Genomic DNA, 13,216 nt, shown 5'->3' with positions numbered 1-13,216 from the left:
AAACTTTCCTCTGGCTGCCCGAATGGGCTTAGGAGTCTGTCCAGCGGGTTTGCTTGAGGGACTTACGGATTTGTGGACTTGCTTGCCCCCAAGAGGACTTGTTTGCCCACAAGGTTTTTTCCGAACGGGCGGGCCCAGTGGCTGCCTTAGGGGCAGCCTCAAGCGCGCCTTAGGGCCACCCAGGCGGGCTGCCGTGCCGCGGTCACTCCAAGGCGGCCGCGGCCCGCGGTTTCAACAACGGATTTCGCCGCGGAGTCAGATTCAGGCGGCGGCGCCGCTTTTGAGGGCTTCGATCAGCTCGACATATTGCTGTTTCGCTGCGTCTTGCGCCGTGCCTTTGAGCGCGGCCCACGCATCGTACTTGTATTTGCCGACGATATCGGTGAAGCCGGGTTTGTCGCCGTGGACGTCGCCATCAACGGCCTGCTTGTAGAGGGCATAAAGGCGCAGAAGGGTAAGGTTGCCCGGACGCTCCGGCAGTTGCTTGGCATCTTCCTGGGCCTGGACGAATTGCGCGTTGATGTCTGTCATGGTGGTTTTGCCCGGCTGGCGGGTTGGTTTTGGCTGGGCTGATGATCATAACAACTGCATGCTGGCGCGGGGCCGAGGGCTTATTCCAAACATCCTTCGCTATTCGGCCGACACACCCAAAACCGCATCCGCACGCGCCGTGCCGATTACAATACGGTCCATGACTCAAACTGTGCTTCTTGCTCTCGATACCTCGACCGAATTCTGCTCGGTAGCGCTTCTGTCCGCCGTCGGCGGCGTGGCGAGCCAGACAGCGGACCAAGGCAACGCCGAACCCCGGATCTGGATGCGCCATGAGCAAACGGGTGCAGTCTCCAGCACGCGTCTCTTGCCCGCCATTCGCGAACTTTTCGACGAAGCCGGCCTGAAGCTGGCGAATTGCAACGCCATTGCCTTCGGCTCCGGTCCCGGCTCTTTCACGGGTCTTCGCACCGCGACGGGCGTCGCGCAGGGCCTCGCGTTCGGCCTGAACCTGCCGGTCGTGCCGGTCAGCACGCTGCTGGCCTGTGCGGAAAGCGCACGGCTGCGCGATCCGTCGGCGATCCGCGTGCTCGCCGCGCTCGACGCCCGCATGGACGAAATCTATTGGGCCGACTACGCCTGGGACGCCGCCCTTGGTGAATGGCGCACGCTTCAGCCGGCTTCGCTCGACGCACCGGAACGGCTCGTTTTGCCCGACGTCCCCTTCACCCTGGCGGGTAATGCGGCTGCGGCCTTCGGTGCGCGGCTGCCCGCCGCCGCGGCTGCGCGAATCGTCGACAGCGAAGCGCTGCCGCATGCCGTGCCGCTCGCGCACGCGGCATTGCGCGCGTTTCGCGCCGGCCGCACCGTGCCCGCGGATCAGGCCGCGCCGGAATACATTCGCGACAAGGTCGCCCAGACGACGGCGGAGCGCGTCGCTGAAAAAGCCGCCAAGGCTGAGCAGGCCGCTGCCAGGCTGGCGCACGAGGCGCATCAAGGCGAGGGCCGGCAATGAGCGGCGTGTTGCTGGCGGACCGTTATATGTCGCCGATGACCGAAGCCGATCTGGACGAGGTCGCGGCCATCGAAAAGATTGCCTACGAATTCCCCTGGAGCCGTGGCAATTTCGGCGATTCGCTGCGTAATGGCTATTTCGGCATCTGCATGCGTCATGTAACCGGCACGCTGATCGGTTATTGCGTGCTGATGCCGGTCGTCGATGAAATGCATCTGCTCAATTTGTGCGTGACGCCCGCCGCGCAAGGTGCGGGTGCCGGGCTCACGCTGCTGCGCGAAGCGGTGCGCATTACGCGCGCCGAAAAACTCGACGGTCTGCTGCTCGAAGTGCGGCCCTCGAATCACCGGGCTATCCGGCTGTACGAGCGTTTCGGCTTTGCGTCGATCGGCCGGCGCAAGAACTATTATCCGGCGCGGCATCGCAGCCGGGAGGACGCCATCGTGATGCGTTTCTCGTTTGCCACGGAGGGCGCAGATGGCGCTGCATGAATCGGTACTGGAAGAGTTCGGACTTGCGCCGCTGTGGGTGCGTCGCGGGATGTCGGCGGCGCAGGAGCCTGCCGGTGACGTCGGGGGCGAGCAGGGCGCCGGTGCGTTAGCGAATCAGGCGGCCCATCGCGACGATCCGGGTGCGGCAGCGCGTGAAGCGTCGTCGGCTGCGTTTGCGCAGGATGGTCGAGACGGTACGCGGCCTGCAACGCAAACCGGTGAAGCTCGACAAACCGATTCCGCACACGTGCCGGGCGAGCGCCGCGCGCCGGTTCGCGCGGATCAAGCGTCGCCGCCCGCCGAAGCGCGCGATCGATTCGATCGCCAGACTCCGGCACGTGCAGGTGATCTGTCGCGGTCCATGCAGGAGCCGGATCAAGGCGAGCGCCTTGCGCCGCCAGCGCAAGAACAGCAAAGACGCATGCAGGCGCCGGCTGAAGCGCGGCAGCCATCGCCGCAGCCTCGTACGCCGGAACCGCCGGCGTTCGACGCTCCACCCGACGACGATTTCGCATGGTTCGACGATCAGCCGGTCCACGTGCCCACTGAAGCGCGCCGCGAGGCGCCCGAGTCCTCATCGGTCCAGACGCTCGACTGGGACGCGTTGAGCGAGCGGGTCGCCGCCTGCGAACGCTGCCGCCTGTGCGAGAAACGCACGAACACGGTATTCGGCGTCGGCGACCGCAACGCCGACTGGATGCTGATCGGCGAAGCGCCGGGTGAAAACGAAGACCGCCTGGGCGAGCCGTTCGTCGGCCAGGCCGGCAAGCTGCTCGACAATATGCTGCGTGCGCTGACGCTCGCGCGCGACAGCAATGTCTATATCGCCAACGTGATCAAGTGCCGCCCGCCGGGCAACCGCAATCCCGAGCCGGACGAAGTCGCGCGTTGCGAGCCTTATCTGCAGCGGCAGGTCGCGCTGGTCAAGCCGAAGCTGATCGTCGCGCTGGGCCGTTTCGCCGCGCAAAGTCTGCTGAAAACCGACGCGAGCATTTCGTCGCTGCGCGGCCGCGTGCATGAATACGAAGGCGTACCGGTGATCGTCACCTATCACCCGGCGTATCTGCTGCGCAGCCTGCCCGACAAGGCGAAGGCCTGGGCCGACCTGTGCCTCGCGCGCGACACGTGGCTCGCGGCGGGCGGCGCGCCGTCCAGCGCGGCAAAGTGACGGACGTGAGCGGATCGACGGCGCGCTTCGCCGTCCCGCCCGGCACATCCGTGGCAATCCTCGGGCAACTGCTCGATACCTTGTGCGAACCGGCCGTGCGTGATCTCGCGTGGTTGCTATTGAGCGCGGATTTGTTGCGAGCGCAACCACCGGTGGGTGCGCTCGCGACTCCTTTCGCCACGCAGCAGGAAGCTGATGCAACCGTCGACTGGTTGCGCGCGCTGGACGCCGATCCGGCCGACCTGCACCGCGATCTCGCCACGACCCGTATCACGCGTCTTGGCCGCTACGCCGAACGGCTGCTCGGATGGTTCCTGCAACATGGGCCGGCGGCGCGGCTGGTCGCGGCCGGCGTGCCGTTGCGGCGTTCGGGTGTCACGCTCGGTGAATGCGATTTTCTGGTGCAGACGCAACGGGGCGTGCGGTTGCATTGGGAACTGGCGGTGAAGTGTTATCTGCATGCAGGCGAAAGCCGTGCGCAGCCGGGTACACAGCCGGTGGCACGTCTCGCGGATTATGTCGGACCGAATCTCAAAGACCGTTTCGATCTGAAGCTCGCGCACGTGCTGAATCATCAACTGCCGTTGAGCGCGCGCGAAGAGTTTGCATCGGTTGGTCATGCAGGGCCGTGGACGCCGCAAATGTTCATCAAAGGCTGGTTGTTCTATCGCGCTGGCGAGACGTCGGCCGATCCTGTCGAACTCGATCCGTTGCATGGCCGAGGCTGGTGGGTGACCCGTAGCGAGTGGCCGGATTTTGCCGCGGTGCATGCACAAATATGGCGCGTGCTGCCCCGGTTGGAATGGCTTGCGCCGAGACGGCACGCGTCAGATGCGGCGGGTGAGGCGGAAGGAGTGGGATTGACCTTTGTCGATGCCGGAACGCTCGCAGTGCAAACTTTACATCAGCACGGACCGACCATGATCGCGGCGTTTGTCGATGACGGCACCGGTCACCGCGTCGAACGCTCGCGCGGCTTCATCGTGCCGGATGAGTGGCCAGAGCTGGCGCAGACCTACGCGCGGCAATAGCGGGATGTGTGGTTAATGGCACCGGCGCGGGGTTGCCCGAACGCGTGGTTGCTTGCCCGCTGATTTCCGACCAGATTCATCGTTGAATCCAGCAGCTGAATCGAGCGGCCTACGGCATCGCCTGCCACAACCATGCGCCGCCCCGTTCAATCCCTCACCACCACCGATAAAAGTGATGCACCGGCCCGACGCCGCTGCCAACGCTCAGCCGATCGCTCGCTTGCAACGCGCCGGTCAGGTACAGCTTGGCGTCGGCAACCGCGCTCGCCAGATCGGCGCGCTGCGGAATCAGTGCCGCAATCGCCGATGACAGCGTGCAGCCCGTCCCATGCGTATTCTTCACCGGCACGCGCGGACCGCCAAGACGCAGCGTGCCGCTTTCCTGTATTAGCCAGTCGGGACTGTCCGTCGCGCTCAAATGGCCGCCCTTCATCAGCACCGCCCGCGCGCCAAGCGCGCGCAGCGCTTCGCCTTGTTCGACCATGCCAGCTTCGTCGGTGGCCGCGTGCACGCCCAGCAGGGCCGCGGCTTCCGGCAGATTCGGCGTCAGCAGATCGGCCAGCGGGAGCAATTCGTCACGCACGGCCGCGACCGCGTCCGGCAGCAGCAGCGCGTGATTGCTCTTCGAAATCATCACCGTGTCGAGCACGACGTGCTTCGGCTTGTGCCGCCGCAGCACGTCGGCAACCGCGCGCGCGATTCCCGCATTCGCCAGCATGCCGATCTTCACGGCATCGATACGGATGTCGTCGAACACCGCATCGAGTTGCGCGGTAATGAAGGCGGGCTCCGGCGCGTGAATCGCCGTGACGCCACGCGTGTTCTGCGCGGTGAGCGCGGTGATCACGCTCGCGCCATAAGCGCCGAGCGCCGAGAAAGCCTTCAGATCGGCCTGAATGCCGGCGCCGCCGCCGGAATCGGAACCGGCGATCGTCAGCACATTGGGAATGGGTTGAGTCATGGCAAAGCGAGGAAAGGGGGAAGGCGCGGGCAGTAAGCGCAGTGCCCGCCGCGGGTCAGTGCTTGACTTCGCCGATCAGGGCGACTGAGTCGAACGCGCGCTGATTCGCCTGGTGACGGCGCATCACGAACCACATCATCACGCAGACGAAGGTGCCGAATAGCACGATCACCGCCGTGACCGGCACGTCGAGCCATACCAGCACAGCGTACAGGCACAGCATGACGAGCACCGAGAGATTTTCGTTGAAATTCTGCACGGCGATCGAGTGACCGGCCGACAGCAGCACGTGACCGCGATGCTGGAGCAGCGCATTCATCGGTACGACGAAAAAGCCCGACAGGCCGCCCACGATCATCAGGAAGATATACGCGACGATCAGATAGCCCGGCACATGCACGCGGCCAAAATACAGGCCCCAATGCGTGGGGAACAGATCGCGCGTATAGAAGGCCATCAGCATCACGGCGATGCCCATCATGATGCCGACCGGAAGCACCGTCAGCGACTTCTTCAACGGCACGCGCGAGGCGGCGTAAATCGCGCCGACCGCCACGCCGACCGCAACCACCGCTTGCAGAATAGCGGCTTCCGAAAGCGACATGTTCAACGACACTTCGGCCCACTTCAGCACGATGAACTGCAACGTCGCGCCGGCGCCCCAGAACAGCGTGGTGACGGCGAGCGAGATCTGACCGAGCTTGTCGCGCCACAGCACGAGAAAGCAGTCGGCGAAATCGGTGACCAGCTTGATCGGGCCGCGTTCCTGTTTCGGATAGCGCGCGCCGGTGTCGGGAATACGCAGATTGAAGAGCGCCGCGATCACGTAGATGGCCATGATCACCAGCATCGCTGCTTCAGCGGGCGTGTTGACGGTGGGGATGTGCTGCCTGAGGATCGGCGCGGCAATGTGCGGGCTGATGAGCGCGCCGCCGAGCACGGTGCCGAGAATGATCGAGCCGACCGTGGTGCCTTCGATCCAGCCGTTCGCCGCGACCAACCGGTCAGGCGGCAGCAGTTCGGTGAGAATCCCGTATTTGGCGGGCGAGTATGCCGCCGCGCCGAAACCCACGATGCCATAGGCGATCAACGGGTGCGCGCCGACCAGCATCGTGATGCAGCCGACCACCTTGATGGTATTGGTGACGAACATCACGTGGCCCTTCGGCCGGGAATCGGCGAAAGCGCCCACGAACGCGGCCAGCACGACGTACGACAGCACAAAGAACAACTTGAGCAGCGGCGTCATCCAGTTCGGGGCGTGAAGATCTTTCAGCAGTGCGATAGCAGCGATCAGAAGCGCATTGTCGGCCAGCGACGAAAAAAACTGCGCGGCCATGATGGTGTAAAAACCTTTTTTCATCTGATGCGATGCTGTCCTCGCTGCGGTCTATCCGCCCCGGCCGTGTGCAAAGCGTCCGGGCTAATGCCGTTCGAAATGGGTTGTGCGCACGGCTTTATATCATGAAAATAGCTGGATTCGGACTAGCAGAATCCTTGATCGCACCGCCCAGCGGGCTGCCGAGCACTGAAAACGCCCTGTAAGCTGCTGATTCGCAAGCGTCTTTACGAAAATTACCCATGCCGCGCCCCCTCTCAGCCACGATTCACACTGCCGCACTCGCCAATAATCTCGCCGTCGCCCGGCGCTACGTAACAAAATCGAAAATCTGGGCCGTCGTCAAGGCAAACGCCTATGGACACGGCCTCGCGCGCGTTTTTCCCGGCTTGCGCGCAACCGACGGCTTTGGACTTCTGGACCTCGAAGAGGCGGTGAAGTTGCGTGAATTAGGCTGGGCCGGCCCGATTCTGTTGCTCGAAGGCTTTTTTCGTCCGACCGATATCGACGTGATCGACCGGTACAGCCTGACCACGGCGCTGCACTCGGACGAACAACTGCGCATGCTCGAAATGGCGCGCCTGTCCAAGCCCGTCAATATCCAGTTGAAGATGAACACCGGCATGAACCGCCTCGGTTACACGGTGGAAAAATTCCGCGCCGCGTGGGAGCGCGCGCGGGCCTGCCAGGGTGTCGGCCAGATTACGTTGATGACCCATTTCTCGGACGCCGACGGCGAACGGGGCATCGCTCATCAGATGGAAGCGTTCGAGCGCGGCGCACAAGGCATTGCCGGCGCGCGCAGCCTCTCGAATTCCGCGGCCACGTTGTGGCATCCCGAAGCGCACTTCGACTGGGTGCGCCCGGGCATCATCCTGTACGGCGCGTCGCCCTCGGGCGTGACGGCCGCGATCCAGGGCACCGGCTTGCAACCGGCCATGACGCTCGCCTCCGAACTGATCGCCGTGCAGACGCTCAGCGAAGGCAATACGGTCGGCTACGGGTCGGCGTTCAAGGCGCGCGGGTCGATGCGCATCGGCGTGGTGGCCTGCGGTTATGCGGACGGTTATCCGCGGGTCGCACCGGAAGGCACGCCGGTGATCGTCGACGGCGTGCGTACGCGGATCGTCGGACGGGTGTCGATGGACATGCTGACCGTCGACCTGACGCCGATTCCGACCGCCAATATCGGCTCGCGTGTCGAACTGTGGGGCACGTCGCTGCCGATCGACGATGTCGCACAGGCGTGTGGCACGATCGGCTACGAGCTGATGTGCGCAGTCGCGCCGCGCGTGCCGGTGCGCGCGGAGTAAGGCAGTGGATGGGCCGGGTTCGGGCGGCAGGGGCGTAGCGGCGATCTGAGGGGGGCGCTTCTGTACTGACGGTCCGTGTCGGCCTCGCGCTTGCTGGCCGCTTGCTGGTCATTCGCGGCCTTCATGGCGACCACGGCAGCGGACCTGACAAGTGCCGCGTCGCGTGCTCGTCGAGAGCAGTATCGAGCGCCTCGATCGGCGCATCAATCCAAAGAACAGCAACAACGAACAGCAACAAGGCAAGGGCGCGTGGCTAAACAGAAGACGTTGTACATCTGCAGTGAATGCGGCGGCCAATCGCCGAAGTGGGCCGGGCAATGCCCGTCATGCAATGCGTGGAACACGCTGGTGGAATCGGTCGCGGAGGCGCCGTCCACCCATCGCTTCCAGTCGCTCGCGAAGAGCGCGCCGGTGCGGCGTCTCGCCGATATCGAAGCGTCCGACGTGCCGCGTTTTTCGACCGGCGTCAGCGAGTTCGACCGGGTGCTGGGCGGCGGTCTCGTGCCGGGCGGCGTGGTGCTGATCGGCGGCGATCCGGGCATCGGCAAATCGACGCTGCTGCTGCAGTCGCTCGCGGAAATCGCCGCGGATAAACGCGCGCTCTATATCAGCGGCGAAGAATCGGCCGCGCAGATTGCGTTGCGCGCGCAACGACTTTCATTGCTGGAACCCGGCTCGAAGGCGAGCGAGTTGCAACTGCTGGCGGAAATCCAGCTCGAGAAAATTCAGGCGACCATTGCCGAGCAGCGACCCGACGTCGCGGTGATCGACTCGATTCAAACCGTTTATTCCGACGCGCTGACCTCGGCGCCGGGTTCGGTCGCACAGGTGCGCGAGTGCGCGGCGCAACTGACGCGTATCGCCAAACAATCGGGCACCACGATCATCATGGTCGGCCACGTGACCAAGGAGGGCGCGCTCGCCGGGCCGCGCGTGCTCGAGCACATCGTCGATACGGTGCTGTACTTCGAGGGCGACACGCATTCGTCGTACCGCCTGGTGCGGGCGATCAAGAACCGCTTCGGCGCGGTCAACGAACTCGGCGTGTTCGCGATGACCGAGCGCGGTTTGCGCGGCGTCGCCAATCCGTCGGCATTGTTTTTGTCGCAGCATGAGCAATCCGTGCCGGGATCGTGCGTGCTGGTGACGCAGGAAGGCACGCGGCCGCTGCTGGTCGAAGTGCAGGCGCTGGTGGATTCCGCCAACGCGCCGAATCCGCGGCGCCTTGCCGTGGGACTGGAGCAGAACCGCCTGGCGATGTTGCTGGCGGTGCTGCACCGGCACGCCGGCATTGCCTGTTTCGACCAGGACGTGTTCCTGAACGCGGTGGGCGGCGTGAAGATCACCGAGCCCGCGGCTGACCTGGCGGTACTGCTCGCGATTCATTCTTCCATGCGCAACAAGCCGCTGCCCAAGGGGCTGGTCGTATTTGGCGAAGTGGGCCTCGCCGGCGAAATCCGGCCGTCGCCGCGCGGTCAGGATCGTCTTAAGGAAGCGGCCAAACTGGGCTTTTCGGTCGCGGTCATTCCGAAGGCCAATGCCCCGAAACAACCGATTGAAGGCTTACAAGTTGTTGCGGTGGAGCGCATCGAGCAGGCCATCGATCGGGTCCGCACGCTCGAATAGACGGGGTTCCGGCGCCTGCGGGCGCCCTTTCGTCCGTAACGGCCAGTAAATATCTCCATATTGGCTGTAACCTACCCGACATTCCTTTTTCCTAAGCTGGCAGGGTATTGCATCCCTTCTGATGCCCGAAAAAGGATCGCGCCTTGAAACAGTCATATGAAACCGCGGCCGAGCGGCCAATGCAGGTGCGCGGCTGCCGCGTCTCCGAGCCGATTCGCCAGCCTTGGGGCGGCGCTTGCCGGATTGTCGAGTGGATCGACACGACCGGGCAGATTTCGCGCCGGGTCGTGGCCGAAGATGTCACCGCCGCCGAAGTGCGCGCGACGATCAACCGTCACGTGGAAGGCCGCAAGCATTTCCTGTACGACGACGAAAAGACGCCACGCCAGGTTTTGCCGCGGCAAACGGCGGTGCGGCGCTGAGATTTTGCACGGCGGGAGTGCGGCCCGGCAGCCCGGATGAGGAGTTGATCGCTGCGGGCCGCGTGGATTTCACACCCAGACTGGCTGGACAAGTCTTGGCCTGGTTGTCGTTTTAACCTGGGTAGCGGCCGCTCTGGCCGCCATCGTCCCCGGCATCGTTTCCGTTCTGGTCCTCGTTCATCGCCGCGTACGCCTCGCGGTTGAAGAGCGGATGCTGTGCGGCTTCCGCCGGGGTGAGTACCGGCGAGACGCAGCAGTCCAGCGATTCCAGTAACAGAACCCATTCTTCCAGCGGGCGCTTGACGATCAGGTCGGCCAGTTCCTGCGTCAAGGCGGCGGCATCCGGGCCGCCGATCGCCTGGCCGAGGCTCCAGTGACGCGTTGCCCATTCGGGGCGGTCCAGCGCCATGCATAGCGTTTCCCAGAACTTCAGTTCGAGCGCGCCGACCGCGAGCCAGCGGTGATCGAGCGTCCGGTACAGGTTGTAGCAGGGTACGCCGCCGTTCAGCAGACCGGCGCCGGCGGCCGGCGCGGCGCCCTCATTGGCAAGCGCCACTTGCGCGACGACGTTGTGCGCATGCGTGACATGCGTCATCGATACGTCGACGAAGCGGCCTTCGCCGCCGCGCGACACGTGCCATAACGCGGCGAGAATCTGCGTCACCGCGCTCAACGCACCGCCGAGCAGATCGGCAATCTGGAAATTGGGCAGAATCGGCGCGCCGTCGCGGCCCGCCAGTTGATCGAGCACGCCCGCGTAGCCGATGTAGTTCAGGTCATGACCGGCATGGTCGACAAAGGGACCGCTCGCGCCGTAACCGCTGATTGCGCAGTAGACCAGTCCTGGATTGACCGCGCGCAGCGTTTCGTAACCGATGCCGAGGCGCTCCATTACGCCGGGCCGGAAACTTTCGATCAGCACATCCGCCTCGGCCGCGAGCGCGCGCAATACCGTGCGTCCCGCTTCCGATTTGAGGTCGAGCCGAGTTTCGCGCTTGCCGCGATTCACGAGGCGATAAAACGCGCCGGGGCGGCCTGCCACACGGTCGCCGGACGACTGCATCATCGTGCGGGTGGGGTCGCCCGCACCGGGCGCTTCGATCTTCAGCACGTCGGCGCCGAGCTCCGCAAGCCGCAAGGCGGCGACGGGACCCGGCAACAGGCGCGTCAGATCCAGCACGCGCAGGCCTTGCAGCGGCGCAGGCGCTGAAGCCGCTGAAGCCGCTGAAGCCGCAGCCGACGGCCCGGCTGAAGATCCCGATGAGGACGCCGGCGAGGACCCGGATGACGATCCCGGCATAGACCCGGATGAAGACGCAGACGGGCTCACAGGTGACAAGGGCTACCTCCGATCGATGCCGGCGCGGACCGCGAACAGCCTGCCGCTAGCCGATTTGTTCGAGTTCCTCGTGAGTCTCGAGCCATTCGGCTTCGAGCGTTTCGAGGCGCGCGTTCACATCTGCCTGACGGCGGATTGCCTCCGTCAGCTTGCTTTTCTGCTCGGGCTCGTAACTGGCCGGATCGACGACGAACGCATCGAGCGTCGCTTTTTCCGCGTTGAGCGCGTCCATTTCCTTTTCGATCTTCGTGATGCGGCTTTGCAGCGGTTTTTTCAGGTGCGCGAGCTTCTGACGCGTTTCCGCTTCGAGACGGCGTTGCTCCTTGCGATTGACGCCGTTGTCCGCGCCATCCGCGGCGTTCGACGCCGTGCCCGCCTTGAGTGCCGCGCGCTGGTCAGCGGCATGTTGCAGCAGCCAGTCGCGGTAGTCGTCGAGATCGCCGTCGAACTCCTGCAGACGATGCCTGGCCACCAGCATGAACACGTCGGTGGTGGCGCGCAGCAGATGCCGGTCGTGCGACACCAGAATCAGCGTGCCCTCGAATTGCGCGAGCGCCATGGTCAGCGCGTGACGCGTTTCGAGATCCAGGTGGTTGGTCGGCTCGTCGAGCAGCAGCAGGTTCGGCTTTTGCCAGATGATCAGCGCGAGCGCCAAACGGGCTTTTTCGCCGCCCGAGAAGGGCGCGATCTTCGCGGTCGCCATCTCGCCGGAAAAGTTGAAACTGCCGAGGAAGTCGCGCAATTCCTGTTCGCGGGTATCCGGTGCGAGACGCGCGAGATGCTGCAGCGGCGTGTCGTCCGGGCGCAGGGTTTCGAGCTGATGCTGCGCGAAATAGCCGATGCGCAGACCCTTGCCTTCGCGCACGTGGCCGCCGAGGGCTTCGAGCGTGCCGGCGAGCGTCTTGATCAGCGTGGACTTGCCCTGGCCGTTCGCGCCGAGCAGGCCGATGCGCTGACCGTTCTGAATCGACAGCATCACATGGTCGACGATTGGAATTTCGCCGTCTTCACCGCGGTAGCCGCAGCGCACGTCTTCCATCACCATCATCGGATTCGGTGCGGAATCCGGCGTGCGGAATTCGAACGTGAACGGCGACGAAGCATGCGCCGGCGCGATCATCTCCATTTTTTCGAGCGCTTTCACGCGGCTCTGGGCCTGACGCGCCTTGGTGGCCTGCGCCTTGAAACGGTTGATATAGCTCTGCAGATGCTCGACCGTGCGCTGTTGCTTCTCATACGCGCTTTGCTGCAAGGCGATCTGTTGTGCCCGCAGGATTTCGAACTGCGAATAGTTGCCGCCGTAACGCTTGATCTGCTGATGTTCCAGATGCAGCGTGACGTTGCAGACCGAATCGAGAAATTCGCGGTCGTGCGAGATCACGATCAGCGTGCCCGGATAGCGGTGCAGCCAGTCTTCGAGCCAGACGATCGCGTCGAGGTCCAGGTGGTTGGTCGGTTCGTCGAGCAGCAGCAGGTCGGAGCGGCACATCAGCGCCTGCGCCAGATTCAGCCGCATGCGCCAGCCGCCCGAGAAACTGCTGACCGGCTCGCGGGTTTGTTCGAGCGTGAAACCGAGGCCAAGCAGCAAAGCTTCAGCGCGAGCGGGCGCGGTGTAGCCGTCGGCGTCGGCGAATGCGGCGTGTGCTTCGCCTTCCGCGGCGCCGTCATGCGCGGCGGAGGCTTCGGCGATGCGCGCTTCGATCGTGCGCAAGGCCGCATCGCCGTCGAGCGTATAAGCGAGGGCGGTTTTGTCCGCCGCCGGCGTTTCCTGCGCGACGTGCGCGATCTGCCAGTTTGGCGGGATCGAAAAATCGCCGCCGTCGCCATGCAGTTCGCCGAGCAGCACGGCAAACAGCGTCGACTTGCCCGCGCCGTTCGCCCCCACCAGGCCGGCCTTCTCGCCGGGGTTGAGGGTGAACGTGGTGTTTTCAAAGAGCGGCTTGGTGCCGCGCGCGAGGCTGAACTGGTTAAAGCGGATCACGAAGAGGCCGGCTGAAGAAAAACGCTATTTTAGACTGC

General features: G+C 64.4%; 12 protein-coding genes. 7 read left to right on the top strand and 5 right to left on the bottom strand.

The window, feature by feature from the left end:
• Nucleotides 1-261: 261 nt before the first annotated feature.
• Nucleotides 262-531, bottom strand: coding sequence for an acyl-CoA-binding protein (locus PQQ95_RS08160; protein WP_408436707.1), 270 nt, complete (start codon nucleotides 529-531; stop codon nucleotides 262-264).
• A 160-nt stretch (nucleotides 532-691) separates the two neighbouring features.
• Between PQQ95_RS08160 and tsaB the strand changes: the two genes are divergently transcribed.
• Genes tsaB through PQQ95_RS08140 form a run of 4 tightly spaced genes read left to right on the top strand, consistent with a single transcriptional unit; the run spans nucleotide 692 to nucleotide 4,197 of the window.
• Complete coding sequence (tsaB, locus tag PQQ95_RS08155) at nucleotides 692-1,507, top strand: tRNA (adenosine(37)-N6)-threonylcarbamoyltransferase complex dimerization subunit type 1 TsaB (RefSeq protein WP_408436706.1); 816 nt, start codon at nucleotides 692-694, stop codon at nucleotides 1,505-1,507.
• Nucleotides 1,504-1,998 (top strand): ribosomal protein S18-alanine N-acetyltransferase, encoded by a 495-nt coding sequence (gene rimI / locus PQQ95_RS08150; protein ID WP_408436705.1) that lies wholly within the window; start codon nucleotides 1,504-1,506, stop codon nucleotides 1,996-1,998. Before tsaB ends, rimI begins: the two co-directional genes overlap by 4 nt.
• Complete coding sequence (locus PQQ95_RS08145; protein WP_408436703.1) at nucleotides 1,985-3,166, top strand: uracil-DNA glycosylase family protein; 1,182 nt, start codon at nucleotides 1,985-1,987, stop codon at nucleotides 3,164-3,166. The genes rimI and PQQ95_RS08145 overlap by 14 nt, the downstream gene beginning before the upstream one ends.
• Nucleotides 3,163-4,197 carry a DUF1853 family protein gene (locus tag PQQ95_RS08140; RefSeq protein ID WP_408436702.1) on the top strand — a complete coding sequence of 345 codons (1,035 nt, stop codon included), beginning with the start codon at nucleotides 3,163-3,165 and terminating at the stop codon, nucleotides 4,195-4,197. The genes PQQ95_RS08145 and PQQ95_RS08140 overlap by 4 nt, the downstream gene beginning before the upstream one ends.
• A gap of 154 nt (nucleotides 4,198-4,351) precedes the next feature.
• On the opposite strand, the gene thiD is transcribed toward PQQ95_RS08140, so the two are convergent.
• Nucleotides 4,352-5,158, bottom strand: a complete 807-nt coding sequence (gene thiD, locus PQQ95_RS08135; protein ID WP_408436700.1) for a bifunctional hydroxymethylpyrimidine kinase/phosphomethylpyrimidine kinase — start codon at nucleotides 5,156-5,158, stop codon at nucleotides 4,352-4,354.
• A gap of 55 nt (nucleotides 5,159-5,213) precedes the next feature.
• Entirely contained in the window at nucleotides 5,214-6,521 is a 1,308-nt protein-coding gene (gene lplT, locus PQQ95_RS08130) for a lysophospholipid transporter LplT (RefSeq protein WP_408436698.1), read from the bottom strand.
• Nucleotides 6,522-6,739: 218 nt separating this feature from the next.
• Between lplT and alr the strand changes: the two genes are divergently transcribed.
• The 3 genes from alr to PQQ95_RS08115 all read left to right on the top strand — a co-directional run bounded on the left by alr (nucleotide 6,740) and on the right by PQQ95_RS08115 (nucleotide 9,858).
• Nucleotides 6,740-7,810, top strand: a complete 1,071-nt coding sequence (gene alr / locus PQQ95_RS08125) for an alanine racemase (RefSeq protein ID WP_408436696.1) — start codon at nucleotides 6,740-6,742, stop codon at nucleotides 7,808-7,810.
• Between the two features lie 249 nt (nucleotides 7,811-8,059).
• Nucleotides 8,060-9,436: a DNA repair protein RadA gene (radA, locus tag PQQ95_RS08120; protein ID WP_408436695.1), complete on the top strand. Its 1,377-nt coding sequence runs from the start codon at nucleotides 8,060-8,062 to the stop codon at nucleotides 9,434-9,436.
• Between the two features lie 143 nt (nucleotides 9,437-9,579).
• Complete coding sequence (locus PQQ95_RS08115) at nucleotides 9,580-9,858, top strand: DUF2866 domain-containing protein (protein ID WP_097389622.1); 279 nt, start codon at nucleotides 9,580-9,582, stop codon at nucleotides 9,856-9,858.
• 112 nt (nucleotides 9,859-9,970) lie between these two features.
• On the opposite strand, the gene PQQ95_RS08110 is transcribed toward PQQ95_RS08115, so the two are convergent.
• Nucleotides 9,971-11,053 carry a CaiB/BaiF CoA transferase family protein gene (locus PQQ95_RS08110; RefSeq protein ID WP_408436991.1) on the bottom strand — a complete coding sequence of 361 codons (1,083 nt, stop codon included), beginning with the start codon at nucleotides 11,051-11,053 and terminating at the stop codon, nucleotides 9,971-9,973.
• 190 nt (nucleotides 11,054-11,243) lie between these two features.
• Nucleotides 11,244-13,178, bottom strand: a complete 1,935-nt coding sequence (locus tag PQQ95_RS08105; protein ID WP_408436693.1) for an ATP-binding cassette domain-containing protein — start codon at nucleotides 13,176-13,178, stop codon at nucleotides 11,244-11,246.
• Between the last annotated feature and the right edge of the window lie 38 nt (nucleotides 13,179-13,216).

The sequence above is a fragment of the Paraburkholderia caffeinilytica genome (assembly GCF_046030355.1).
In the GTDB taxonomy this organism is placed as follows: Bacteria; Pseudomonadota; Gammaproteobacteria; order Burkholderiales; family Burkholderiaceae; genus Paraburkholderia; species Paraburkholderia caffeinilytica_B.
The sequence above is the reverse complement of the archived record's forward strand: the minus strand, read 5'-3'. Positions and strand labels throughout refer to the sequence as shown.